This window comes from Vreelandella hamiltonii (assembly GCF_014651795.1).
Taxonomy (GTDB): domain Bacteria; phylum Pseudomonadota; class Gammaproteobacteria; order Pseudomonadales; family Halomonadaceae; genus Vreelandella; species Vreelandella hamiltonii.
Genome location: NZ_BMXO01000005.1, coordinates 146,358 through 171,682, shown reverse-complemented (window position 1 = coordinate 171,682; position 25,325 = coordinate 146,358). Strand labels below are relative to the sequence as shown.

The following is a 25,325-nucleotide window of genomic DNA, read 5'->3' as shown; positions in this document are numbered from 1 at the left end:
GGGTGCTCGTGGGCACCCTTTTTGCGTTACAGAAGGCGGTTATGCCGTCTTTTTCGCCGCTTTCTTATCGCTTTGCGTGTTGTCACTGGCATCGCTGGGCTGTGGCAGTGAAGGCAGCGACTTGGCTAGCATGTCCACGCTGTGACGATAGTAGAGCTGGCTCTTGTTGTGCTCGCCCAGGCTGGCGTACAGGCGTGCAAGCTCGGCACAGACCTCACCGTTCGGGCGCTGGCGCTGGCTGGCCTCGAAATACTCAAGGGCCTTTTCCCACTGGCCAACCCGTAGTGACAGGCGGCCACAGGCCAGCAGCAGTTCCGGGTCGTTGGGGCGCTCTTGCAGCCATTTCTGCGCCTTGGCCAGCTGGCGCGCGGCGTCGACGTTCAGCAGGCCATAGCGCTTGACCAGGCGTGCATCCCAGTGATGGTCCAGGGAGTGATTGAGCAGCCGCTCGGCAATCGGTTCTTCGTTGGATTGCAGCAGGGCTTCGGTGTAGAGCACGATCAGCTCGGTATTGCCGCGCAGGTAGTCGGGCATATCCGCCCACAGCCCGCGAACCCGTTCGATATTGGACGGGTTCTTGGCTTCGAACAGAATCAGCTCCCGGTAGGCCTTGAACTCCAGCTGCTCGCGCTCTTGCTGGCTAATCAGCTTCTGCGCGGCCAGGCGTGGAATGAGGCGACGCAGCCCTTCCCAGTCGTTGACGCTCAAATGCACCTGCTTGAGCAGTTTCAGCACTTGAGGATGGTTGGAGAGCTGCTTGTCCAGTCGGTTGAGGATCGCCAGCGCTTCTTCGGGCTGTTGGCGGTCGATCATCAGCTGGGCCTGCATCAGGCCAATGGCGGTGTCGGCGCCGTCGGTGGTGAGCTGCGCCTGATTCAAGTGCTCCTGAGATTTCTCGTGGTAGCCCTGATAGTGGGCCGCCAGGGCGGCTGCCAGGTAGTTCACCAGCGGGGTGCTGGAGTCATCGGCAGCGCGTACCAAGGTCTTCTCGGCTTTTTTCCAGCGGCCTTCGGTGAGCGCCACCAGCCCATGTACGGTGCGCTTCATGGCGCGGCGGTTGCGGGCGCGGCTGTTCCAGGTGCGAAAGCGCCCCACGGGACGAATGATGCCGGTCAGCAGGCGCAGCACGAAGTGCAGCACGATGAAGGCCGCCAGCAGCAGTACCAGACCGAACCAGAACGACGTCTGGACCGAGGTGTCGCCCACTCGAATCAGCCAGTAGCCGGGCACTGACATCATCAGGTGCCCAAACAGTGCGCCAACCGCCAGGCCTGCAACGATCAGCAGGATAAGTTTTCTCATGCATCACCTCCGTCCTGGCGGCGCGACTCGAAGCGGTTTTCGATGAAGCTGGCCAGTGCCTGCTGGGAAGCACTAATGTCCGGCAGCTCGGGCTTGACCTGAACCTGCTTGAGCTCCTGCAGACGCGCGATGACGCTCTGGGTTTCTTCGCGCTCGGTGGCGTAGTAGCCATTCAGCAGTTCCAGCGCCTTGTCGAGGCTGGCTTCATACAGTTCCTGCTCTTCTTGCAGCAGGGCCAGCTGCGACTGCTCCAGTACCAGACGCAGGCTTTGGCGCAGATAGGACTCTTGTTCCGGTGTGATCAGCGTTTCGAGGGCTTCATCGTGATGACGAATGACCACGAGGTCTTTCAGCTCTTCACCGAAGCGGGCCAGCTGGCGCTGGAAAGTGCCGGTCGGCGGCTGTTCGATCCCTGAGTTCACGGCACGCTCCTCGATCTCCTGGGAGAGCCGCAGGCCTGAAATGCGCTCCTGCTGCGCGTTGAGCGCCAGATAGATGCCGGTACGGTCGACACGGGGCACGGCATCCAGTGCGGCCAGCTCGCTGGCGATTTCTCGGCGCACCGAGGTGAGTGCCGGGTTGTCGGCATCGACCAGGCGAGCATCGGCAGTACGCAGCAGGGCAGCGGCACCATCCACATCGCCTTCGAGCTGCAGGCGTTGGTTCGCCAGACGCAGCAGGTAGGCGGCTTCGGCGTGTAGCCAGTCGCGCTCGTCGGTTTCCTGCTCTTGTGACAGTTGGGCCAGCACCTCATCCAGGGTGCTGTTGACGTCGCTGCGGTAGCTGTCCAGCTCGCTGCGCAGTTCGCTCATGGTGCTGTCCAGCGCCTGACTGCGCTCGGCTTCACCGGACTCTAAACGTGCTTCCAGGTCGCTGACTGAGGCTTGTGTGGCGCTGTCCTGGGTCTGTTGGGCCAGCTCGTCGATGCGCTGCTGCTGGCTATCCAGGCGCTGCCAGCCTTGCCAGGCAACGATACCCAGGGCGAGTGCCAGGATAACCACCAGCGCAATGGCAATGCCGCCACCCTTGCCGTTTCCGCCACCGTTGTTGGAGGGCGGCGGCGTGGGCTTCGCGCCGCCGCCTGCTGGAGCAGGCCCGCTGTGCCTGGCAGGCTTTTCATCTGCCGGTTTGGCGGTGGGTTTGGTATCTGCGACGCTCTCTTTCGGGGTGTCGGCCGCTGCGGTTGCCGCAGGGGTCGCTGCCGTATTGCTGGTGTTTTTATGCCGCCGCCGTGAACGGCTGTTCTTGGCGGCATAAGACGAAGAGCCGTGGGTGCCCGAGTCTCGGGTGGCGGTGGCGTCACCAGCAGGGGTGCCGCCCTTGGATGCATCGGTAGACGCCTGGTTGACGCCTTCCTGATCAGTTGGTTGTTTGCTCATCTGTCGCTAGCCCTTATTAAGTTCCTTGATCGACATCGGCACCCTAGGGGTTGCAGGACCGATCCAACGCGGCCACCAGCGCAGCCGGCGTTGCTCCCGACGCCACCTTGAGGTCACAAAAACCCAGTCTACCGGCCAGTGTAGCTAAACGGCGACTGGAAACGATTAGCGGTTGGTTCAACGCAGCTGGACCACACCATTTTGCCAGATATTCAAGTAGTTCGCCGCTGGTGACGATTAACGCTCGGTAATGGCCGTTTGCCAGACACTGCTGCATGGCCGCCGAGGGCGGCTGGTATACGCGCCGATAAACGGCCAGCCGAGTGACGCAGGCGCCCCGCTCGGTCAGCGTATCCGCGAGCAGGGTGCGTCCCCCTTCTCCAGCGACCAGCAGCACCCGCTGATGGTCCAGGCGGGCCAGCGAGGCCAGCGACAGGAGTGCTTCGCTGGTGTCTTCTCCCCGCTGGGGCGGGGGAACACGCACTCGTACGCCAAGCTGGTCATGCAGTGCACTGGCAGTGCTGCGGCCCACGCTGTAATAATCGATGCCGATTGGCAACTGCGGCCAGTAGCGATCCAGCGCTTCACTCAAACAGTAAGCGGCAAAGGGACTGACGACTACTATCTTATGGTACTGATCGATATCCAGCCAGATTTGGCGCTGCGTCGCATCTTCCGCCAATGCTTCCAGGCGCATGACGTCCAGAGGTGCAACCTCCCACCCCTGCTCGCCTAGCGCGTAGGCTAGTGCGTCGCCGCGTTCACCGGGGCGACAAATCAGCACCGGTAGCGTCATACGTTGCTGCCGTAGACCTCGGCCAGGATGTCACCAGCCCCCTGATCCAGCAGCTCTTCGGCGATGCGAATGCCCAGTGCTTCCGGTTCGTGAATGGAGCCTCGGCCTTCGGCACGCAGTACCTCGGTGCCTTCCGGGTTGCCCACCAGGCCGCGCAGCCAGAGCGTGTCATTGGCTTTGTCCAGTACGGCGTGGCCTGCGATGGGCACCTGGCAGCCGCCTTCCAGGCGGGTATTCATGGCGCGCTCGGCGCGCACACGGGTGGCGGTGTCCGGGTCATCCAGCGGGGCCAGCAGTGCAATCAGGTCGGGATCGTGCAGGCGGCATTCGATGCCCAGCGCCCCTTGGCCGCAGGCAGGCAAACATACTTCCGGTGGAAGCGCCTGGGCGATCCGGGCGTCCAGCCCCAAGCGCTGCAGGCCTGAGGTCGCCAGGATGATGGCTTCGAACTCGCCGTCGTCCAGCTTGGCCAGACGAGTTTGTACGTTGCCGCGCAGGTTGAGAATCTGCAGGTCTGGGCGCGCTTCACGGAGTTGCAGGCCCCGGCGCAGGCTGGCGGTGCCGATGCGGGCACCTTCCGGCAGCTCCTCGACGCTGGCGTAATGGTTCGAGACAAACGCATCGGTTGGGTCGGCGCCTTCCAGAATGACCGACAGCCCCAGCCCTTCAGGGAAGTGCATCGGCACATCCTTCATGGAGTGCACGGCGATATCGGCGCGGCCATCCAGCATGGCGTCTTCGAGCTCCTTGACGAATAATCCTTTACCGCCGATTTTGGAAAGCGGCGTGTCGAGGATCTTGTCGCCTTTGGTGGACAGCGGAACAAGCTCGACCTCCAGACCATCGTGGGCCGCCATCAGGCGGTCGCGAACATATTCGGCTTGCCACATGGCCAACTGGCTTTTTCGCGTGGCGATGCGCAATTTCGTGATGGGTAACACGTTATACTCCCTTTGCCGCTGACACGGCGCGTCGAACTGTGATAATTCTCATCATAAAGCACCCGGCCACACAGTAAAAATAACCGGTCCATTTAAGACCCGCGCGCGATGCGCCCAACCCTGCCTGGAATGCCCATGTCCGTTGATGAACCGCAAGGCAAGTTAGACCAGTTCTTCCTGCTTTCCCAGGACTTGTTCTGCTGCATCGACTTTGCGGGTAAGCTGCTCAGCGTCAACCCACGCTTCGAGACCTTGCTGGGTTATGAGGCATCGGCGCTACTGGGCAAGCCCTGCAGCGTCGTGGTGGAACCCCGCGACCATCCGGCCATCGAGGAGGCCCTGGCGCGGCTGTGTCGTGGCGACAAGCTCGACGCCTTTTCGGTGTGTGCACTGACCGCCGATGGGCGCAGGGTGTGGATCGAAGTCACCGCCTCTACCGGCGATCAGGTGATCTACGTCATTGCTCGGGATATTACCCAGCGCAAGGCGGTAGAGAAGCAGCTAAGACGTAATCAACGGTTGTTCAGGATTGCCGGTGAAACCGCTCATATCGGTGGCTGGTATGTCGATACGGTCAATAATGTGCCGGTGTGGTCCGATGAGCTGTGCCATATCCACGGCATGCCCGCCGGGTTTCAACCTTCCACGGACGAGGCGTTTGCATTCTACGCGCCGACATCCCGTGAGCGGCTCAAGCGCGATTTTCAGGCCTGTGCGGCGGAGGGTGTCAGCTTCGACGGCGAGTATGAAGTCATCACCCGCCAAGGGCAGCGGCGCTGGGTGCGTGCCATTGGCCGAGCCGTGCGCGATGAGCAGGGGCAGATCATTCAGGTTCAGGGCTCTAGCCAGGACATTACCCAGCGCAAGGCTACCGAACGCCAGTTGACCCTGCTGGAGCGCAGCGTGGAGTCCAGCACCAACGGTGTGGTGATCGTCGATGCGCAGCAGCCGGACCTGCCGATGGTCTACGTGAATAGCGCTTTCGAACGTATCACCGGGTACTCTCGTGACGCGGCGCTGGGGCGTAACTGTCGCTTCCTGCAGGGCGAAGAGACGGATTCGGCAACGCTGGCACTGTTACGCAAGGGCATCCAGGAGCAGCGGGACGTGCACGTGGTGATCCGCAACTATCGCCGCAACGGCGTGCCGTTCTGGAACGATCTGTACATTTCCCCCGTGCGCGATGAGAGGGGTGTGGTCACCCACTTCATCGGCGCTCAAAACGATATTACCGCCCAGCGCGAGTATCAGGCCCAGCTGAGCCATAACGCCAACCATGATGCGTTGACAGGGCTGCCCAATCGACTGCTGCTGGATCAACGGCTGGCCCAGGGGTGCCTGCTGGCCAAGCGTTATCACCGTTATTTGGCCGTACTGTTCATCGACCTCGATGATTTCAAGCCCATCAACGACACTCTGGGTCACGAAGTGGGCGACTTCATGCTGTTGGAAGTGGCTAAGCGGCTGGAGGGAGAGCTGCGGCCCTGGGATACCGTGGCGCGCTTTGGTGGTGACGAGTTTATCGTGCTGTTGCCGGACCTCGCCCATGAGCACGATGTGTTGCAGGTGGTCGAGCGGCTGCTGGCCCGGGTGTCGGCACCTTATTGGTATCGCGGCAGCGAGCTGCGTATGACCGCCAGCATTGGCATTGCCACCGACGACGGCACCATCAAGGAGCCGCGCCAGCTCATTCAGCAAGCCGACCTCGCCATGTACAAGGCGAAGCGGCGGGGGCGCAACACCTTCCAGTGGTACACCGACGAACTGAACCGCAAGGTGACCGAACGCGTCAATCTGCGTCATGCACTGCAGCAAGCCATCGAACAGCGCCAGTTCGAGCTCCACTACCAGCCGCAAATCGATCACCGTGGGCGAGTGGCTGGGGTCGAGGCGTTGATTCGCTGGCATCACCCGGTGCGGGGCAATATCCCGCCTACCCAGTTCATCAGCCTGGCCGAGGATACCGGGCAGATCATCCCGATCAGCGAGTGGGTGCTGGCCACTGCGTGCCGTGATGCGCTTGAGCTAAACGCACTGAGCGACACTCCCATTACCGTGGCCATCAACGTCTCGCCGATGCAGTTTCAGCGCCCGGGGTTTCTCAATTCGCTAGAGCAGGTGCTGGCTGACAGTGGCTTGCCGCCGGGGTTGCTGGAGGTGGAACTGACCGAAGGGGTGTTGATGGATAGCGCCGAAACCACCATCCAGGCATTGAGTGCCATTCGGCGGCTGGGCGTACACATTGCGCTGGATGACTTTGGCACCGGGTTCTCCAGCCTCAGCTACCTCAAGCGCTTGCCGATCAACAAGCTGAAGGTGGATCGCTCCTTCATACGTGATGTGGCCAACGATACCCGCGACGCCGCTATCGTCGAGGGGGTGGTGACCATGGCCGACAAGCTCGGCCTGGAAGTGCTGGTCGAGGGGGTGGAAACGGCCGAACAGTTTGCCTACCTCCGCCAGCTCCAGTGTGACCATTTTCAGGGCTACTACTTCGCACGCCCGATGAGCCTGGCGGCGCTGAAAGACTTCCTGCGCACGCCGCTTGCCTTCCTGGATGCCCCTGCTGAACGGCCGTGAAGGTGAGGGCTGCCGAGCACACTGAGCAGAGTGCTAAAACGGCATGCCGCTCGGCGGGGTGACTCTGGTACACTTTCCGGTAACGACTCCTTTAGTTTTGTCAGCAGGATATATCACCGATGAGCCAAGCTACGAATCAGTCCTGGGGCGGCCGCTTCAGCGAGCCTACCGATGCCTTTGTCGCACGCTTCACCGCGTCTGTGAATTTCGACCAGCGCTTGGCGCGCCAGGATATTCAGGGCTCGATTGCCCACGCCACCATGCTGGCGCGGGTGGGGGTACTCACCGAGGACGAGCGTGACGCCATCATCAATGGCCTGACCGAGATTCAGGGCGAGATCGAGCGCGGCGAGTTCCAGTGGTCGGTGCCGTTGGAAGACGTGCACATGAACATCGAAGCGCGGCTGACCGACAAGATCGGCATCACCGGCAAGAAACTGCACACCGGCCGTTCGCGCAACGACCAGGTGGCCACTGATATTCGCCTGTTTATGCGTGATGAAATCGATGTGATCGAGGCCGAACTGACACGGCTGCGCGATGGCATGATTACGCTGGCCGAACGGGAAGCCGATACCATCATGCCCGGCTTCACCCACCTGCAGACGGCACAGCCGGTCACTTTCGGCCATCACCTGCTGGCCTGGCAGGAAATGCTGGCCCGCGATCACGAGCGTCTGCTGGATTGCCGCAAGCGGGTCAACGTGATGCCGCTGGGTTCGGCAGCGTTGGCGGGCACCACCTACCCCATCGACCGCCACGTGACCGCCGAGCTGCTGGGCTTCGAGCGCCCGTCGGAAAACTCGCTGGATGCCGTGTCGGATCGCGACTTTGCCATCGAATTCACCAGCTTCGCCAGTATCCTGCTGATGCACCTCTCGCGCATGAGCGAAGAGCTGGTGCTGTGGACCAGCGCGCAGTTCAATTTCATCGATCTGCCTGACCGCTTCTGCACCGGCTCCTCAATCATGCCGCAGAAGAAAAACCCCGACGTGCCCGAGCTGGTGCGTGGCAAGACAGGCCGCGTGTATGGCCACCTGATGGCGCTGTTGACGCTGATGAAGTCCCAGCCGCTGGCCTACAACAAGGATAACCAGGAAGACAAGGAGCCGCTGTTCGATGCCGTCGATACCGTGCGCGACTGCCTGAAAGCCTTTGCCGACATGGTGCCCGCCATCGAGCCGAAGAAAGACAGCATGTACGAGGCTGCGCGGCGTGGATTCTCGACTGCCACCGACCTGGCCGACTATCTGGTACGCAAGGGCGTGGCTTTCCGTGATGCTCACGAAATTGTCGGCCTCTCCGTGGCCTACGGCCTGAAGAGCAAGAAAGACCTCTCGGAAATGACGCTGGAAGAGCTGCAGCAGTTCTCCGCGATCATCGAGCAGGACGTTTTCGAGGTGCTGACACTGGAGGGCTCGGTGGCGGCGCGTAATCACATTGGTGGCACGGCACCGGACCAGGTGCGTGCCGCCGCCAGCCGTGCCCGTGACGCGCTGAAAGCGCTCCAGGGTGCCTCATGATGCGCGTTGCCAGTGCCTTGGGCGCGCTGCTGCTGGTGGCGCTGCTGCTGGTGGGCTGCGGCCAGAAAGGGCCGCTCTACTTGCCTGACGATACATCCGATTCGGCCGCCGAGCAGGAGGGGTAATGGATCACTTTAACTATCGCGATGGCGTGCTCTATGCCGAAGACGTGCCGCTGACGACGCTGGCCGCCGAACTGGGCACGCCCTGTTACGTCTACTCCAAAGCCACCCTGGAACGCCACTTCCGGGCCTACACCGAAGCGCTGGGCGGCCATCCGCACCTGATCTGCTATGCGGTGAAAGCCAATTCCAACCTGGCGGTACTGGGCCTGCTGGCACGTCTGGGTGCCGGGTTCGATATCGTCTCGGTGGGTGAGCTGGAGCGGGTGCTCAAGGCGGGAGGCGACCCCGCCAAGGTGGTGTTCTCCGGCGTGGCCAAGCAGCCCCATGAAATGGCTCGGGCCCTTGAAGTCGGGATCAAGTGCTTCAACGTCGAGTCGCGCCCGGAGCTGGAGCGCCTGAACGCCGTGGCGGGTGAGCTGGGGAAAATCGCCCCGGTCTCGCTGCGCGTCAATCCGGATGTCGATGCGGGTACCCACCCGTACATCTCGACCGGCTTGAAGGACAACAAGTTCGGCATTCCCGTCGATGATGCGCTGGACGTGTATCAACTGGCTGCCAGCCTGCCCCATTTGCGCGTGACGGGGCTGGATTGCCATATCGGCTCACAGCTGACCGAAACCGCCCCGTTCCTGGATGCCCTGGAGCGCCTGCTGCTGCTGATGGAGCGCCTGCGCGAGCAGGGTATCGAGATCGACCACCTGGACCTGGGAGGTGGCCTGGGCGTGCCTTACCGCGACGAGAAGCCGCCCCAGCCCTTCGACTACGCCAGCCAGCTGCTGGCGCGCCTCTCCCGCTGGGAAGGCGGCGAGACCCTGACGCTACTGTTCGAGCCGGGCCGTTCCATTGCGGCCAACGCGGGCCTGATGCTCACTCGGGTGGAGTTCCTGAAGCCTGGTGAAACCAAGAACTTTGCCATCGTCGATGCGGCCATGAACGACCTGATTCGCCCGGCGCTGTATCAGGCGTGGCAGGCCATCGTGCCGGTGGATACCCGCACGCCCCGTGAGCCGGCTACCTACGACGTGGTCGGCCCGGTGTGTGAAACCGGCGACTTCCTGGGCAAGGAGCGGGAACTGGCGATTGCCGAAGGCGACCTGCTGGCGGTGCGCTCTGCGGGCGCTTACGGTTTCGTGATGGCCTCGAACTACAACAGCCGCCCACGCCCGCCGGAAGTGATGGTGGACGGTGACCGCTACCACGTGGTGCGTGCGCGGGAAAGTCTGGAAAGCCTGTGGGCGGGCGAAGCGCTGCTGCCGGAAGGGGCGCGCTGATGCTGCTGCACTTCACCAAGATGCACGGGCTGGGCAACGACTTCATGGTGATCGATCTGGTCACCCAGCGTGCCCGCCTGCGCGACGAGCAGATCCGCCAGTTGGCGGATCGGCGCTTTGGTATCGGTTTTGATCAACTGCTGATCGTCGAACCCCCGCGCGACCCGGACATGGACTTTCGTTATCGTATCTACAACGCCGACGGTAGCGAGGTGGAAAACTGCGGTAACGGAGCGCGCTGCTTTGCCCGCTTCGTGCGTGACCAGCGCCTGACCCACAAGCACGAAATTCACGTGGAGACCGCTGGCGGCCCGCTGGTACTCAACGTCCAGCACGATGGCATGGTGCGGGTGGACATGGGCGCGCCGCGCTTCAATCCGGCCACGCTGCCCTTCGAAGCCACCGGCGACCAGCCTCTCCACGAGGTGGAGGTAGACGGTGAAACGCTCTCCCTTGGAGTGGTTTCCATGGGGAACCCCCATGCCGTGCTCCAGGTCGAGGATGTCGAGCGTGCGCCCGTCGAACGGCTGGGTCCGCTGCTGGAGTCGCATCCTCGCTTTCCCAAGCGCGTCAACGTGGGCTTCATGCAGGTCGTGTCGCCCAACGAGATTCGCCTGCGGGTCTTCGAGCGAGGCAGCGGGGAAACGCTGGCCTGCGGGACCGGGGCCTGTGCGGCGGTGGCCAGTGGCATTCGTCAGGGGCTGCTGAAGAGCCCGGTCAAGGTCTCCCTGCCGGGTGGCCAGCTGAGTATCGAGTGGCCTGGCCCAGAAGCCTCGCTGGTCATGGTGGGGCCCGCTACCCGAGTGTTCGACGGTCGGGTATCACTCAACTGATTCGAGGAGAACGGCGATGTCTCAAGCCCCTGAGCCGCGTAAAACGCTGGACCCGGACCAGGTCGCGTTCTGGCTGGCCCGCCATCCCGATTTTTTCATCGGTCGTGAAGGGCTGCTGCAACAGCTGAAAGTCCCGCATCCGCATATCGAGGGAGCGGTGTCGCTGCTCGAACGGCTGGTCATCGACCTGCGCCAGCGGGCCGAAACGGCGGAGGGCCGCCTGGAGCACCTGCTGGAAACCGCCCGCCATAACGAGGCCCAGTACCGCCGCCTGCGCGAAACGCTGCTCAGCCTGGTAGAAGCAGAAGACCGCGATGCCTTGGCGCAAGCGCTGGCGACCCAATTGAGCGAGCGTTTCCAGACGCCCGCCATGGCGCTGTGGTGCCCGGCCTCCTTGAGTGACGCAGAGCCCGCGCCGCCGCAAGCGCCCCGGCATGTGCTGGACCAGCACGCCGGTGCCCGCCTGGCGGCGTTGCTGGATGGTCGCACCAGCCGCTGCGCCAAGCTCAGCGTCAGCGACTGGAAGTGTCTGCTGCCCCATGCCAAGCCCCCGCGCAAGGCGGGCTCTTGTGCGATTACGCGGCTTTCCGCAGGCGAATCCCTGGGCTATCTGCTGCTCGCCAGCCCCGACCCCGAGTGCTACCGCGCCAGCATGGATACGCTGTTTACCGAGTATCTGGGGGATATCGTTGCTCGGCTGTTGCTGCGCTTGGGGCCGCTGGGTTCGGTACCCCATGGAGAGTGACTCTCCGCTGGCGCAGGCGATAGAGGGCTATCTGGCCCATCTGGCCAGCCATGCCAGCCCGGCGACGGTGGCTGCGTATCGGCAGGATCTGAACGCGTTCTGCCAGTTTGCCCTGCAGCGCGGCGTCACTCAGCCCCATGGCTGGGACACGGCGCTGGCGCGGGCCTTCCTGGGGGCCGAGCGCAGCCGTGGCCTGGCGCCCCGCAGCCTGGCGCGCCGCCGGGCGGCGCTCTCCCGGTTTGCCGATGCGCTGGTGGAGCGCCAGGTACGGGCGGACAACCCCGTGGCGCTGCTGCGCACTCCCAAGCAGCCCAGCCACTTGCCCCGGCCGCTGGATGTCGATGCGTTGGCTCGCTTTCTGGATACGCCCCATGATGGCACGCCGCTGGCGCTGCGGGATCAGGCCATGCTGGAGCTGTTTTACTCCAGCGGGCTGCGTCTGGCCGAGCTGGCTGCGCTGGATGTCGCTCACTTGGCGGGCCACCACGTGCGGGTCATGGGTAAGGGCAGCAAGCCCCGCCAGGTGCCGGTGGGAGCCCGGGCTCGGCAGGCGCTGGAAGCCTGGTTGGGCTGCCGTGACGGGTTGGCTGCCAGTGAAGAGCAGGCACTGTTCGTCGGCCTGCGCGGGCGACGTCTAGGGCATCGCGGCATCCAAAAGCGACTGGCCCAGCTGTCGGTACTGCGTGGCCTGCCAGAGCATCTTCACCCCCACCGTCTGCGCCACTCGTTTGCCAGCCATCTGCTGGAGTCCAGTCAGGACCTGCGGGCCGTACAGGAGCTGCTGGGGCATGCCAATCTATCGACTACCCAAGTCTACACGCGGCTGGACTGGCAGCACCTGGCCGAGAGCTACGATGCTGCCCACCCACGCGCCAAACGGCGTTCCCGCGAGAGTGAAAGTTGAGGCGAGAATCGAAACATGGTCACGTTAGATGCCATCACCTTTGATCTGGACGACACCCTGTGGGACAACCACGGCGTCATGCTCACCACCGAAGAGGGCCACTACCGCTGGTTATTGACGGCGCTGGCGGCCTGGCGAGCGGCCCGCCAGGAACCGCCGCTGGCACTGGACTACGATACAGGCGTGGCAGACTACCTGCAGCGCCGTCAGCAGTGGGCCAGCCAAGTGCCCGAGCGTCGCGGCGACTTTACCTGGCTGCGGCTACGGGCGCTGGAAGCGCAGCTGGAGGCCAGCGGGCTACCGCGCAGCGCGGCGCTGCTGTGGGCCGCCGCCGCGATGAACGAGTTTCACCGTCTACGGGTGCAGGTCACGCCTCACCCGGAGGCGGATGGCTTGCTGGCCGCGCTGGCCCAGCGCTATCGGCTGGCTGCCATCACCAACGGCAACATTCATCTCAAGCGCCAGCCGCTGGCCGCCCACTTTCCCATAGCGATTGCGGCCGGTGAGTTGCTCGCCCCCAAGCCGGACCCCAAGCCGTTTTTGACCGCGCTCGAACGGCTCGCGACCGTGCCTGCCCGGGCCATGCATGTGGGCGATTCGTGGCAAGAGGATGTGCTGCCCGCGCAGCAGTTAGGCATGCACGCGGCCTGGGTGGCCGAACGTGGCGATCAGGCGCTGCCCACCCGAGTGCATCGCATTGCCCACGTGAAGGAGTTGCCAACGCTGATTGCATGGCTGGAGCAGCGCCGCTGAAGACGCACCTGACGCACGCTCAGTGTTCGGTTTCTTCGGGCGTGTGCAGCCAGCGGTCCAGGGTCTGGGAAAGCGTGTCCACGCCCTGACGCTTGAGGGAGGAGAAGAGCTGTACCGAGACCAGGTCTTCCCACTCTTTCAGGCGTGAACGAACCTTCTGCAGCGCCGCGCTGGCAGGCCCTTTCTTCAGCTTGTCGGCCTTGGTCAGCAGAATATGTACCGGCATGCCCCGCTGGTCGGCGAACTCCAGCATCATCTGGTCGAATTCGGTGAGCGGGTGACGCACGTCCATGAGCAGGACCAGGCCACGCAGGCTGAAGCGGCCGCGCAGGTACTCGGAGAGGTGCTGCTGCCACTCGATCTTGACCGCTTCCGGCACTTTGGCATAGCCATAGCCGGGCAGGTCGACCAGGCGGCGACTTTCATCGTTCATCACGCTGAAAAAGTTGATCAGCTGGGTGCGCCCGGGGGTGCGCGAGGTGCGTGCCAGCGCGTTCTGCTGGGTCAGCGCGTTGATGGCACTAGACTTGCCCGCATTGGAGCGCCCGGCAAATGCCACTTCGGCGCCGGTGTCGTCCGGGCACAGGGCCAGCGTGGGGGCGCTGATCAAGAATCGCGCAGTAGGGTAGTTCAGTCGTGGGACTGGGCTATCATGAAGGGTAGACATGATGGTGTTCCTGAAAACAGACATGAAAGAGGGCTCATCGAGCCATCCTGCAGGGATCGCCAAGGTACCGCGACGAATTACCCCAAAAGCAGACATGGACTTGCATTCCCGCCGCTTGGGTGATTCGTTATAATGCATGAGGTTTATAACTGCGACCTGGGGCGCTAGTGTACCATCGCGTTCTAGCCAGCAGCGACCAACAACCTGTTGTTCGTTTCGGCGGAGCTGACCCTGGTAGTGTGCAGAGCCTGGGCAGCGCCCAGGGTGCGTACCAGTCAATAATCAAACGGCATAGTGGAATAGCAATGAGAAAGTTACTGGCAAGCCTGGCAATTACCATGGGTGCCGTTGGCACCGCTCACGCCCAAACGGACTATGAAGCCGATGCAGATGCGGCCGCAGGCCGCGAAATGGCACAAACCTGCGCCGCCTGTCATGGCCAAGCGGGTATCAGCCCTTCGGGCGCTTTCCCCAACCTGGCTGGGCAGCAGATGTCCTATCTGGCCAAGCAGATCATGGACATTCGTGACGGCGACCGCCTGGTGCCCACCATGGCAGGTCAAGTAGACGACTTCTCCGACCAGGACGCCTGGGACGTGGCGGCCTTCTTCGCCGGTCAGGACGCCAACCTGGGTCAAACCAGCGATGAAGATACCGAGCTGCTCGCCCGCGGTGAAGAGCTGTATCGCGCAGGCGACATGAGCAAGGGCATTCCTGCCTGCAGCGCATGCCATACGCCCACCGGTGTCGGCATCGGCAGTGCCGTCTATCCGGCGCTGTCGGGTCAGCACGTGGAGTACACCATCTCCACTCTGCAGGACTTCGCATCAGGCGAGCGTACCAACAGCCCCAACAACCTGATGGGCGATATCGCTTCCAAGATGAGCGATCGTGACATGGAAGCGGTTGCGAACTACGTATTGGGCCTGAACTAAGCGCTCGATGCCGTGCCCCATCCTGCGCTGAACCGGCAGGGTGGGGAACCTGCCTGTGCAAGCGGTGGTCTTAGCCTCGCCCTTGTTGGCTCGCTTATTCTGGAGAGTTCTCGCTATGTTGAAAACGTTGATGGTCGCCCTGGCTGGTCTAGGTCTTTCCGCTACGGTCAGTGCCCAGGAGTTGGTGGAAGGCCAGCACTACACGCTGCTGGCGTCTCCGGTCGCCACGCAGGTGGAAGAAGGCCAAATTGAAGTGACCGAAGCGTTCTGGTTTGGCTGCCCGCACTGCTACCGGTTGCAAGAGCATGTCAGCGACTGGTACGACACGCTGGAAGACGACGTCAGTGTGATCCACATGCCGGCCACCATGGGCGGTGACTGGAATACCCACGCCACGGCCTTCTACGCCGCTCAGTCGCTGGGTATCGAAGAAGAGCTGCATGCTGACTTCTTCGATGCCATCCATCAGGATGGCCGCTCTCTGACCGACCCGGACGACATTGCCGAGTTCTTCGCCAACTACGGCGTCAGTGAAGAAGAAGCCAAGCAGGCGTTGACCGCTTTCAGCGTACGCAGCGATGTCAACAAGGCCAACAGCCGCATGCGTGAAATGCGCCTGATGGGGGTTCCGGCCATCGTGGTGGATGGTCGCTATGTGGTATCGCCACAAACCGCAGGCAGTCTCGAGAACATGCCTCGCATTGCCGATGCCCTAGTGGAAAAAGTGCGTAACGAGCGCGCTCAATAACCGTGCTCGAACACGGCACTACCGGTGAGCCTGCGGGCTCGCCACAGGCGCCCGCCGCTCCCTTGCTGGAGCGGGGGCACCTGCGCCTGTTGACGTTCAATCTGCAGGTGGGCATCCAGACCTCTGCCTATCACCATTACCTCACCCGCAGCTGGCAACACTTCTTGCCGCATCCCCAGCGCTTGAAGCGCCTGGCGATGATGGGCAGCGTGCTCGAGCAGTTCGATGTGGTGGGCCTCCAGGAGGTGGATGGCGGCAGCTTTCGCTCCAGCCGTGTCAACCAGGTGGAGTTTCTCGCCGCCCAGGCAAAATTCCCGCACTATTTTCAGCAGCTGAACCGCAACCTGGGGCAGTTCGCTCAGCACAGCAACGGGCTGCTGTCGCGGCTGGTGCCGAGCCGTATCGAAGAGCACCGGCTTCCCGGGATGCTGCCAGGGCGGGGCGCGATTCATGCCCGCTATGGCGATGGCCCCGATGCCCTGCACATCTTCGTGGCCCACCTGGCCTTGAGCCACCGTGGCCGGGTACGCCAGCTGGATTACCTCAGCGACATCATTCAGCCGCTGCGCCACGTGGTCGTGATGGGCGACCTCAACTGTACGCCGGATCAGCTGCATGCCCACGAGCGTTTCAGCACGTCGTTGCCGCTGCATCCGGTGAAGCCGCTGCTCAGCTACCCCTCCTGGCAGCCGCGTAGGGCGCTGGATCATATTCTGCTGTCCCAAACGCTGGAAGCCGCAGAAGTGCGCGTGCTGGATCATCTGTTTTCCGATCACTTGCCCATCGCGGTTGACCTGCCCTTGCCCGCAGCCTGCCTCAGTGCACTGGCAGAGGCCGAGCACGCGCAAACCCATGGGCGCCCATAGCCAGACGTGCCGCCCAGACGTATGGATAAGCGTTTAATCCCGTGAATAGGGATGACGTCAGGCCCAGAATCAGCGATGATTCTGGGCCGTTTTTATTCATGCTGGGACATCTGCTATGCCGACGAGTGCTCAAGAGCCACGTTTATTGCGTTGGCTGGACTGCGTAACCGAGGGGATTGGCCGAGCCATTGCTTGGCTGGTGATCATCATGATGCTGGTCCAGTTTGCCATTGTCATCATGCGCTACTGGCTGGGCATCAACAGCATCGTCATGCAGGAGTCGGTGATGTACATGCATGCCGCAGTGTTCATGCTGGGCGCCGCCTGGACCCTCAAGCGCGATGGCCATGTGCGGGTCGATATTTTCTATCGCCGCCTATCGGCGCGTGGGCGGGCCTGGATCGACCTGATGGGCACGCTGCTGCTGCTGATTCCGGTGTCGATCTTCATTGCGTTCAGTAGCTACCGTTACGTGCGTAGCAGTTGGGCCATCCTCGAGCGCTCGCCGGATGGCGGCATTCCCGGTGTTTATCTATTGAAAACGCTCATGCTGGTGATGGTGGCGCTGCTGCTACTGCAGGCGGTGGCGCAACTGATTCGCCAGACCTTGATATTGCGCGGCAAACTGACCACCACGCCCCCTACTCATGAGGAGATCATCTAGTGCTGGCGACCTTATTAGACATGATGCCGCTGGTACTCTTTGCGGCGGTCTGTCTCGTGTTGATGCTGGGGTATCCGGTGGCGCTCTCGCTGGCGGGCACCGCATTGGCGTTTGCCGGGTTCGGTATGCTGCTGCAGTCCATGGGCATGGACGTGCCCTTCGAAGCGCGCATGATGAATGCCATGCCCAACCGACTTTACGGCATCATGACCAATGCCACGCTGCTGGCGGTGCCGCTGTTCGTGCTCATGGGCGTGCTGCTGGAGAAGTCGCGGGTAGCGGAAACGCTGCTGGACGCCATGGCCATGGCCTTCGGCGCGCTGCGCGGCGGCCTGGGTATCGCGGTGGTCATCGTCGGCATGCTGCTGGCGGCTTCTACGGGGATCGTCGGTGCCACCGTGGTCACCATGGGGCTTCTGTCGCTGCCCACGATGTTGAAGCGCGGCTACTCGCCCGCGCTGGCCACGGGCACGATCTGTGCCACGGGTACGCTGGGGCAGATCATTCCTCCTTCGATAGCGCTGGTGCTGCTGGGCGATGTGCTCTCCAACGCCTACCAGCAGGCGCAGCTCTCCATGGGCGTGTGGAGCCCGAAAACCCTCTCCATTGGTGACCTGTTCATTGGTGCACTGGTGCCTGGCCTGCTGCTGGTGGGGGTGTACATCATTTACCTGCTGGTGGTGGCGTGGTGGAAAGCGGACGCGGCACCGGCGGCGGACCGTGAGGCTCTAAAGGCCGAGCTGGGGCACACCGGCAGCATCTGGCCGCTGCTGCTGAAAGGCTTGCTGCCTCCGGTACTGCTGATCGTGGCGGTGCTTGGCTCGATTCTGGGGGGCTTTGCAACGCCTACCGAAGCGTCGGCGGTAGGGGCGTTTGGCGCGCTAGTGCTGGCGGCGACCAATCGCCAGCTGAGCATCAAGATGCTCAAGGAGACACTCCACTCCACGGCGCAGGTCACCAGCATGGTGTTCCTGATCCTGATTGGCGCTGCGCTGTTTTCGTTGGTGTTTCGCGCTTACGGTGGTGAAGAGCTGGTCACCGAGCTGTTCGAAGCCATGCCGGGCGGGGTCGTTGGAGCCACGCTGGTGGTCATGCTGGTGATCTTCTTGCTGGGCTTCATTCTCGATTTTATCGAGATCACCTTCGTGGTGGTGCCCATCGTCGGGCCCGTTCTGCTGGCCATGGGCGTAGACCCCATCTGGCTGGGCATCATGATCGCGGTCAACCTGCAAACGTCGTTTTTGACCCCGCCGTTCGGCTTTGCGCTGTTCTACCTGCGCGGCGTGACCCCGGCCAGCGTACCGACGTCGGCCATTTACAAGGGCGTGATCCCGTTCATCATTCTGCAGTTGGGCATGTTGTTGGCGCTGGCGCTGTTTCCGGGCATCGCCACCTGGCTGCCCTCTGTCCTGTAGCGAGCGATTGGCGACATGATTGCAAACGTACTGACCATCGCTGGCTCCGACCCCTCGGGCGGGGCGGGCATTCAAGCGGACCTGAAGACCTTCTCGGCGCTGGGCACCTATGGCACCAGCGTGATCACGGCACTGACGGCACAAAATACCTGCGGTGTCGCCGGGGTGCATGGCGTCCCGGTGGCGGCCATTCGCCAGCAGTTGGAGCACCTGTTGGCCGATGTGCACATCGATGCCGTAAAAATTGGCATGGTGGCCAGCCGCGACGTGGCACAGACCATTGCCGACGTGCTGCAGCAGCGTCGCCCGCGCTGGATCGTGCTGGACCCGGTGATGGTCGCGAAGAGCGGTGACGTCCTGGTGGACGATGCTGGCATCCGCGCCGTGCGCGATATTCTGGTGCCGCTGGCGGATGTGATCACTCCCAACCTCCCCGAAGCCGCCGTGCTGCTGGACCGCGCGCGCCCCGCGTCGCTGGAGGACATGGAGTCGCTGCTGCCCGCGCTGGTGGCCTTGGGCGCGCCTTACGTGGTGCTCAAGGGGGGGGCATCTACGGGGCGAAACCTGTCCGGATTTGCTGGCGTCACCTCAGGGCCAGCGCTGGCTGGCCGCCGAGCGGATTGCTACCGACAACCTGCACGGCACCGGCTGTGCGCTGTCATCGGCGATCACGGCGTGCCTGGCGAGGCTGCCCGCTCAGGCAAGCAGCGAAGCTCCCATCGAGGCGATCACCACCGCCAAACAGTGGTTGCACGACGCCCTGGCTGCCAGCGAGCGGCTCAACGTGGGCCAAGGGCGAGGGCCGGTTCACCACTTCCACGCCTGGTGGTAACAGCGCTGGGGGTGGCAGCTTGATCTGGGGCATGCGCGGATAAAGTCGGCTTGCGAGATGCGCAAACGGGCACCATGCTGAAGGGTGCCCGTTTCATCCAACCGGCTGCGCTATTCGGCCAAGGAGCATGCCCATGTCTCGCTCGCTGCTGTTTGCCTCCGATCTTTCCCGGGAAAATCGCGCCGCGTTCGCACGCGCGCTGCGCCTTGCCCAGGAGCAAGGTGCTTCCCTGAACACGCTGCACGTGCTCGACCCTTATCTGCCGCATCGCACCCTGCATGACCTGGAACAGGCCATCAGTGATGATATCAGCGCCACGCTGACGGATTTAAGTGAAGACTACGCTCTGGCGCTGCCTCCGCTGATGATCCAGACCGTGGTGGGCGAGCCCCATGCAGAAATCGTCCGAGAGGCCCACGAGCGTCACGCATCGCTGATCGTGTTGGGTATGCATCGCAAGCGCGGCCAGAAGGAGCTGCTGCAGGGCACCACCATGATGCGCGTGCTGCGCAGCGCGCCGTGCCCGGTGGTCATCGCGTTCACCCCGCCTACGCAGGCATGGCAGCATATCGTGGTGCCCGTCGATTTTTCCCTGACCGCACGCCAGACGCTCAAGGAAGCCCTGGTACGCTTCCCGGAGGCGCAGATCACCCTGCTGCATGCCTGGAGCCTGCCGGGCGAGCGTGAATTGGGCAATCAAGCCTTCTACGCCCAATGGCGGGACCATGAGGTCAGTCGGCTGCGCACGGCGCTGGATAACGAAGTCGATAGCCTGATGGGCGAGCTGCAGGGTGTGCCTGATACCCAGCTGATTCTGGAGCCGGGCAGCCCATGCGATGTGCTCGGTGACTATATCAAGCGCCATTCGCCTGACCTGGTGATGCTGGGAAGCCGCAGCCGACCCCAGCAGCCCAACCCGCTCACCGAGATGCTGCTGAGCGAGCCGCACTGCGATGTGATGATCTGCCGCCCCTGGTAGCGCTGCCAGCCCTTGGTTGTACGGAACCTTTACGCATGACGTGGGTATGTATAGCGTAGAGATTTCTGTTCCGTCTGCCTTGGGAGGAAAACACCGTGTGGCGACTCAAGCAATCCACTCCGTTCACCATCGCACTACTGCTGGCAGCCGCGCTGTGGGCATCGGCAGCCATGGCCAGCAGCGTCACCGAGCGTGGCGAGCAGTTCGACCGAGTGGTCGAAGACCAAGGGCAGCGCTATTCCCTGCTAGGCAGTGGCGTGTTCCGCTACATGATCTGGACGGCCTACGCGGGGGCCTACTACCAGCTGGAAGGCGAAAACGAGCCGCAACCGCTGGGCGACGTGCCGCGTCGCCTGGAGCTGGCTTATTTTCACGCCATTTCCGCCAGCGACTTTGCCGATGCCACCGAAAAAACCTTACGTGGCTCCCTCACACTTTACGAATTCAACCAGATTCAGGACAGCATGGCGCAGCTTAACCAGCGCTATCAGGATGTCTCGCCTGGCGACCGCTATCTGTTGAGTTGGGACGGCGAGCAGCTGCGCTTGGCCCTCAATGGCGAGACGCTCTATGAAGATGATAGCGCTGAGTTTGCCCGGGCCATGTTTGGTATCTGGCTGGGTGAGCGCCCGCTGGGCGAAGGTTTTCGGGATGCGCTGTTAGGGCGGAACTGATCTACGCTAGACTCTTGCCTTTCAGCCATTCCAGGGGTAGCCGTAACGTGAAGGCATTGATTCAACGGGTAACCACCGCCAGCGTGACGGTGGAGGGGCAGGTCATTGGCTCTATCGATCACGGGCTCGTGGCGCTGATCGGCGTCGAAAAAGGCGACAGCGAGGCTAATGCCGACAAGCTGTTGCACAAGCTGCTGAATTACCGCGTGTTCAGTGACGAGGCGGGCAAGATGAACCATAACCTGCAGCAGGCCCAGGGGGGCTTGCTGCTGGTCTCCCAGTTCACGCTGGCCGCCGATACCCGCAAGGGGTTGCGGCCGGGCTTCTCCAGCGCCGCACCGCCGGAGGAAGGCGAGCGGCTATTCGATTACCTGGTGGCGCGCGCGCGGCAAGCGGGCCCGCCGATGGCCACCGGGCAGTTTGGCGCTGACATGCAGGTGGCGCTGGTCAACGACGGCCCGGTGACTTTCATGCTGGAAGGGTAGCGGAAAAACCTCAGGCGTTTTCGCTGGCCAGCAGTTCGGCCTCCATGGCTTCCAGCGCCTCTTCGGCGGCCAGCCAGGCTTGCTCGGTGCGCTCCAGCTCGACCTTGGCATCGGCTTGCCGCGCCAGCGCTTGGGTCAGTTCCGCCTTGCGGGCGCTGTCGGTATACAGGGTGGCATCGGCCAGCACGGTTTCGACTTCCTCCAGCGCTGCCTGGGCTTTCTCCATCTGTTTTTCGGCCTGATCACGGACCTTTTTCAAGGGTCGCAGCTTTTCACGCAGCTCGGCGGCGGCCTTGCGAGCGGCCTTGCGGTCGGTAGTGGGTTGCTGCCCTTGGCGCTCGCTCTTTTCACTGCGTGCGTCGCGTCGGCTCTCTTCCAGGCGTGCTTTCAGCCAGGCGCGGTAATCCTCCAGGTCGCCATCGAACGGCTCGACCCGATGGTCGGCCACACGCCAGAACTCATCGACCGTGGCGCGCAGCAGGTGACGGTCGTGGGAAACCAGGATGACGGTGCCCTCGAACGCGGCCAGCGCTTCAGTGAGCGCTTCGCGCATTTCCAGGTCCAGGTGGTTGGTCGGTTCGTCCAGCAGCAGCAGGTTGGGTTTTTGCCAGGCCACCAGCGCCAGCGCCAGGCGCGCCTTCTCGCCCCCCGAGAAGGTTGCCACCTCGCCGAAGGCGTCATCGCCCTTGAAACCGAAGCCGCCCAGGAAGTTGCGGATTTCCTGATCGCTGGCGGTAGGAGAGAGCCGCTGGACGTGGACAAACGGGGTGGTGGTCACGTCCAGCCCTTCCAGCTGATGCTGGGCAAAGTAACCAATCGCCAGATGTTCGCCGGGCACCCGCTTGCCCTCTAGCAGGGCCAGCTCGCCGGTCAGCGATTTGATCAGCGTGGATTTGCCCGCGCCGTTGGGCCCCAGCAAGCCAATGCGGCTACCGGGTAGCAGAGTGATATTGACCTTTTCCAGCTGCGCGACATCGGCCGCTTCGCTGCGATATCCCAGGGTTGCCTGGTCCAGCACCAGCAGGGGGTGAGAGGTTTTGTCGGCGGCGGGCAGCGTGAAGTGGAAGGGCGAGTCCACGTGCGCCATGGCGATATCTTCCATGCGCTCGAGCATCTTCATGCGGCTCTGGGCTTGGCGAGCCTTGGTCGCTTTGGCCTTGAAGCGGGCGATGAAGCGCTCTATTTCCTCACGGCGTGCCTGCTGCTTGGCGGCTTCGGCCTGCTGGAGCGCGAGCTTCTCGGCGCGGGTACGCTCGAAGCGTGAGTAGTTGCCCCGGTAAAGCTCCAGGGTCTGCTGATGCATGTGGACGATGTGGTCACACACGGCATCCAGGAAGTCGCGGTCGTGGGAGATCAGCAGCAGCGTGCCCGGGTAACGTACCAGCCACTGCTCCAGCCACAGCAGTGCATCCAGGTCCAGGTGGTTGGTCGGCTCGTCGAGCAGCAGCAGGTCGGAAGGCATGAACAGGGTGCGGGCCAGGTTGACTCGCATACGCCAGCCACCGGAAAAATCGGAAAGCGGGCGCTGCAGGTCGGCCTGTATGAAGCCCAGCCCCACCAGCAGCTGGGCGGCGCGGGAGGCGGCGCTGTAGCCATCCAGCGTCTCGATCAGGCCGTGCAACTCGGCTTCACGGTGGGCATCCCCCGCCTGCTGGGCGGCCAGCAGGTCGGCTTCGGCCTGGCGCAGAGCATGATCGCCATCCAGCACGTACTCGACGATGGGGCGGTCCAGCGCTTCCACTTCCTGAGCCATGTGTGCGATACGCTGGCCACCGCTCATCTCTACATCGCCCTGGTCCGGGCCCAGCTCGCCCAGCAGCAGCTTGAACAGGCTCGACTTGCCCGCCCCGTTGGCCCCGATGATGCCTGCCTTGACTCCGTTGTGCAGGGTCAGGTCGGCGCTTTCCAGGAGCGTTTGCGTACCTCGTTGCAGGGCGACTTGGCGCAGTGCGATCATGCTTTCTCCCGAAACCAGTGGGTAAATTCATGGATTCTAACCGATTGCAGGACTTGCAGCAGGCTTTGCAGCATCGTTCGCTATGGGATTTTGCGCTGGCCTTTTACGCCCAGCCCGGTGTGGAGCAGGCGTGCTTGACGCTACAGGACGCCGCCGACGTGGATGTCTGCGAATTGCTGTTTCACGGATGGCTGTATTGCCACGGCCTCCAGGCCAAACGTGAGGTGCTTGCCGATATTAGCCGTGAGCGAGCGCACTGGCAGCGCCAGTTTACCGAGCCGTTACGTCACCTGCGCCGTGAATTGAAGCCTCAAGCGGCTGAGGATGAGGCCATCGATACGTTGCGCAAGAGCATCAAAACTGCCGAGCTGCAGGCCGAGCGTGTAAATCTTCAACGTTGGCAGCAGTGGGCGCAGGCTTCCGAGCATGTCTCACAGCGTTTGGAGGAAGTTGATGATAGCATGCAAGATCGTAGCATTTGGCTGCAGAATAGGCTCTTTTTTGCCAAATTTGACAGCGCTTCGTTGAGTGGTTCACGCGTATGCGATGGCATCTCCCCTGCGCTTGAATGTCTGGCAAGTCAGCTTGACCACTGTAAATCACCACGCTAGCCTGAAATTAAGCTGTTTTTGAATAACCTGTGACCACTTGTGTGGCAATCGCCCGCTAACCCACAGCAATGAATCCAGCAGCCATAAATCACCAGCAGCCATTAATCGATAGGTGAAAGCGTTTCTGCGTGTTAGCGGTTGATCAGGACAGCACTGGACAGACAACACTAACTTCATGCGCACTCTTAGAGCGCGCTACCACTGTCAGGGAACTCTGTATGAAGCCAAACAAGTTTGTTTCGACCCGTTCACTCACCACGAAACTCATCACGTCCGCGAGCGTAGGTGCTCTGCTGCTGGGCCTGAGCGCTGCTGCGCAGGCAGATAACTGGCGTTATGCCCACGAAGAGTATGAAGGCGACGTTCAGGACGTCTTCGCCATGGCGTTCAAGGAGTACGTGGAAGAGAATTCCGACCACACCGTCCAGGTATATCGTTTTGGCGAGCTGGGCGAGTCTGACGACATCATGGAGCAGACCCAGGCGGGTATTCTGCAGTTCGTCAACCAGTCGCCTGGTTTCACGGGCGCACTGATCCCCGAAGCGCAAATCTTCTTCGTCCCTTACCTGCTGCCCACCGATGAAGAAACGGTCATCGAGTTCTTCAACTCCAGCACCGCGATCCATGAAACCTTCCCGGAGCTCTACGCGGAGCAGGGGCTGGAGCTGCTCAAGATGTACCCAGAAGGTGAGATGGTCGTCACCCTCGACGAGCCGTTTACCTCGCCAGACGAGCTGCGTGGCAAGAACATCCGCACCATGACCAACCCGCTGCTGGCGGAAACCTATCGCGCCTTCGGCGCCAGCCCCACGCCGCTGCCCTGGGGTGAGGTATATGGTGGCCTGCAAACCAACATTCTGCAGGGCCAGGAAAACCCCATCTTCTGGATCGAGTCGGGCGGCCTGTATGAAGTTTCCCCCAACCTGGTGTTCACCGGTCATGGCTGGTTCACCACGGCCATGATGGCCAACCAGGACTTCTTCGAAGGCCTCTCGGAAGATGATCAGCAGCTGGTGCGTGATGCCACGGAAGCGGCTTACGAGCACACCATGGAGCATATCTCTGGTTTGGCCGACGAGTCGCTGGAGAAAATCCAGGCCGCCTCGGATGACGTGACCGTGACGCGTCTCAATGAAGAGCAGATTCAAGCCTTCCGCGAGCGTGCGCCCCAGGTAGAAGAGCGCTTCGTGGAGATGACTGGCGAGCGCGGTGCGGCACTGCTCGAGCAGTTCAAGGAAGACCTCGAAGCCGTGACCAGCAACTGATTCATGGCGAGGGCCTGGCAGGAGTGATGCCTGCAATGCCCGCAAATGCGTGAAAGCAAAAGGGGTGGCCAAGTG

Annotated in this window: 24 protein-coding genes and 1 pseudogene; 19 read left to right on the top strand and 6 right to left on the bottom strand. The window is 62.5% G+C overall.

Going from position 1 to position 25,325, the window contains the following annotated elements; all coding sequences use genetic code 11:
- Positions 1-39: 39 nt before the first annotated feature.
- Genes IE061_RS07620 through hemC form a run of 4 tightly spaced genes read right to left on the bottom strand, consistent with a single transcriptional unit; the run spans position 40 to position 4,418 of the window.
- Positions 40-1,302: a heme biosynthesis HemY N-terminal domain-containing protein gene (locus tag IE061_RS07620; protein WP_193461333.1), complete on the bottom strand. Its 1,263-nt coding sequence runs from the start codon at positions 1,300-1,302 to the stop codon at positions 40-42.
- Complete coding sequence (locus tag IE061_RS07615; protein ID WP_230478405.1) at positions 1,299-2,681, bottom strand: uroporphyrinogen-III C-methyltransferase; 1,383 nt, start codon at positions 2,679-2,681, stop codon at positions 1,299-1,301. Before IE061_RS07615 ends, IE061_RS07620 begins: the two co-directional genes overlap by 4 nt.
- A 43-nt stretch (positions 2,682-2,724) precedes the next feature.
- Positions 2,725-3,477, bottom strand: a complete 753-nt coding sequence (locus tag IE061_RS07610) for a uroporphyrinogen-III synthase (RefSeq protein ID WP_016915466.1) — start codon at positions 3,475-3,477, stop codon at positions 2,725-2,727.
- Positions 3,474-4,418: a hydroxymethylbilane synthase gene (gene hemC / locus IE061_RS07605; protein ID WP_016915465.1), complete on the bottom strand. Its 945-nt coding sequence runs from the start codon at positions 4,416-4,418 to the stop codon at positions 3,474-3,476. The genes IE061_RS07610 and hemC overlap by 4 nt, the downstream gene beginning before the upstream one ends.
- A gap of 135 nt (positions 4,419-4,553) precedes the next feature.
- On the opposite strand from hemC, the gene IE061_RS07600 reads away from it, so the two are divergent.
- From IE061_RS07600 to IE061_RS07565, 8 genes are all read left to right on the top strand, one after another.
- Entirely contained in the window at positions 4,554-6,998 is a 2,445-nt protein-coding gene (locus IE061_RS07600; protein ID WP_193461332.1) for a sensor domain-containing protein, read from the top strand.
- Positions 6,999-7,117: 119 nt separating this feature from the next.
- Entirely contained in the window at positions 7,118-8,521 is a 1,404-nt protein-coding gene (gene argH / locus IE061_RS07595; protein ID WP_016915463.1) for an argininosuccinate lyase, read from the top strand.
- Complete coding sequence (gene lptM, locus IE061_RS07590; RefSeq protein WP_016915462.1) at positions 8,521-8,646, top strand: LPS translocon maturation chaperone LptM; 126 nt, start codon at positions 8,521-8,523, stop codon at positions 8,644-8,646. The genes argH and lptM overlap by 1 nt, the downstream gene beginning before the upstream one ends.
- Positions 8,646-9,917 carry a diaminopimelate decarboxylase gene (lysA, locus tag IE061_RS07585; RefSeq protein WP_016915461.1) on the top strand — a complete coding sequence of 424 codons (1,272 nt, stop codon included), beginning with the start codon at positions 8,646-8,648 and terminating at the stop codon, positions 9,915-9,917. Before lptM ends, lysA begins: the two co-directional genes overlap by 1 nt.
- Complete coding sequence (gene dapF / locus IE061_RS07580) at positions 9,917-10,750, top strand: diaminopimelate epimerase (RefSeq protein ID WP_016915460.1); 834 nt, start codon at positions 9,917-9,919, stop codon at positions 10,748-10,750. Before lysA ends, dapF begins: the two co-directional genes overlap by 1 nt.
- Before the next feature lie 16 nt (positions 10,751-10,766).
- On the top strand, positions 10,767-11,495 hold the full coding sequence (locus tag IE061_RS07575; RefSeq protein ID WP_016915459.1) for a DUF484 family protein: 729 nt from the start codon (positions 10,767-10,769) through the stop codon (positions 11,493-11,495).
- Complete coding sequence (locus IE061_RS07570; RefSeq protein WP_016915458.1) at positions 11,485-12,399, top strand: tyrosine recombinase XerC; 915 nt, start codon at positions 11,485-11,487, stop codon at positions 12,397-12,399. Before IE061_RS07575 ends, IE061_RS07570 begins: the two co-directional genes overlap by 11 nt.
- 15 nt (positions 12,400-12,414) lie before the next feature.
- The gene (locus tag IE061_RS07565; RefSeq protein ID WP_016915457.1) at positions 12,415-13,152 is read left to right on the top strand and encodes an HAD family hydrolase; all 738 of its coding nucleotides are present in this window, start codon (positions 12,415-12,417) and stop codon (positions 13,150-13,152) included.
- Positions 13,153-13,171: 19 nt separating this feature from the next.
- On the opposite strand, the gene yihA is transcribed toward IE061_RS07565, so the two are convergent.
- Positions 13,172-13,819 (bottom strand): ribosome biogenesis GTP-binding protein YihA/YsxC, encoded by a 648-nt coding sequence (gene yihA / locus IE061_RS07560; protein ID WP_016915456.1) that lies wholly within the window; start codon positions 13,817-13,819, stop codon positions 13,172-13,174.
- Positions 13,820-14,124: 305 nt separating this feature from the next.
- Here yihA and IE061_RS07555 point away from each other — a divergent pair, with 305 nt between their 5' ends.
- From IE061_RS07555 to dtd, 9 genes and pseudogenes are all read left to right on the top strand, one after another.
- A complete protein-coding gene (locus IE061_RS07555; protein WP_026001898.1) occupies positions 14,125-14,754 on the top strand; it encodes a c-type cytochrome in 630 nt (209 codons plus the stop codon).
- Positions 14,755-14,869: 115 nt separating this feature from the next.
- Complete coding sequence (locus tag IE061_RS07550) at positions 14,870-15,502, top strand: thiol:disulfide interchange protein DsbA/DsbL (protein ID WP_016915454.1); 633 nt, start codon at positions 14,870-14,872, stop codon at positions 15,500-15,502.
- Positions 15,503-15,504: 2 nt separating this feature from the next.
- On the top strand, positions 15,505-16,368 hold the full coding sequence (locus tag IE061_RS07545) for an endonuclease/exonuclease/phosphatase family protein (RefSeq protein ID WP_193461331.1): 864 nt from the start codon (positions 15,505-15,507) through the stop codon (positions 16,366-16,368).
- 115 nt (positions 16,369-16,483) lie between these two features.
- Positions 16,484-17,032, top strand: coding sequence for a TRAP transporter small permease subunit (locus IE061_RS07540; protein WP_026001897.1), 549 nt, complete (start codon positions 16,484-16,486; stop codon positions 17,030-17,032).
- A complete protein-coding gene (locus IE061_RS07535; protein WP_016915451.1) occupies positions 17,032-18,447 on the top strand; it encodes a TRAP transporter large permease in 1,416 nt (471 codons plus the stop codon). The genes IE061_RS07540 and IE061_RS07535 overlap by 1 nt, the downstream gene beginning before the upstream one ends.
- 15 nt (positions 18,448-18,462) lie before the next feature.
- Positions 18,463-19,279: pseudogene (thiD, locus tag IE061_RS07530) on the top strand (bifunctional hydroxymethylpyrimidine kinase/phosphomethylpyrimidine kinase).
- A 133-nt stretch (positions 19,280-19,412) separates the two neighbouring features.
- Positions 19,413-20,258 carry a universal stress protein gene (locus tag IE061_RS07525; RefSeq protein WP_016915450.1) on the top strand — a complete coding sequence of 282 codons (846 nt, stop codon included), beginning with the start codon at positions 19,413-19,415 and terminating at the stop codon, positions 20,256-20,258.
- Positions 20,259-20,353: 95 nt separating this feature from the next.
- Positions 20,354-20,932: a chalcone isomerase family protein gene (locus IE061_RS07520; RefSeq protein ID WP_230478404.1), complete on the top strand. Its 579-nt coding sequence runs from the start codon at positions 20,354-20,356 to the stop codon at positions 20,930-20,932.
- A gap of 47 nt (positions 20,933-20,979) precedes the next feature.
- On the top strand, positions 20,980-21,417 hold the full coding sequence (gene dtd, locus IE061_RS07515; RefSeq protein WP_193461330.1) for a D-aminoacyl-tRNA deacylase: 438 nt from the start codon (positions 20,980-20,982) through the stop codon (positions 21,415-21,417).
- A 10-nt stretch (positions 21,418-21,427) separates the two neighbouring features.
- Here dtd and IE061_RS07510 read toward each other — a convergent pair whose 3' ends face one another.
- Positions 21,428-23,374, bottom strand: a complete 1,947-nt coding sequence (locus IE061_RS07510; RefSeq protein ID WP_016915447.1) for an ABC-F family ATP-binding cassette domain-containing protein — start codon at positions 23,372-23,374, stop codon at positions 21,428-21,430.
- A 17-nt stretch (positions 23,375-23,391) separates the two neighbouring features.
- Between IE061_RS07510 and IE061_RS07505 the strand changes: the two genes are divergently transcribed.
- Together IE061_RS07505 and IE061_RS07500 are read left to right on the top strand one after the other, a co-directional pair.
- Positions 23,392-23,985, top strand: coding sequence for a TIGR02444 family protein (locus IE061_RS07505; protein ID WP_230478403.1), 594 nt, complete (start codon positions 23,392-23,394; stop codon positions 23,983-23,985).
- Between the two features lie 218 nt (positions 23,986-24,203).
- Positions 24,204-25,250, top strand: coding sequence for a TRAP transporter substrate-binding protein (locus tag IE061_RS07500; RefSeq protein WP_016915445.1), 1,047 nt, complete (start codon positions 24,204-24,206; stop codon positions 25,248-25,250).
- Positions 25,251-25,325 lie beyond the last annotated feature (75 nt).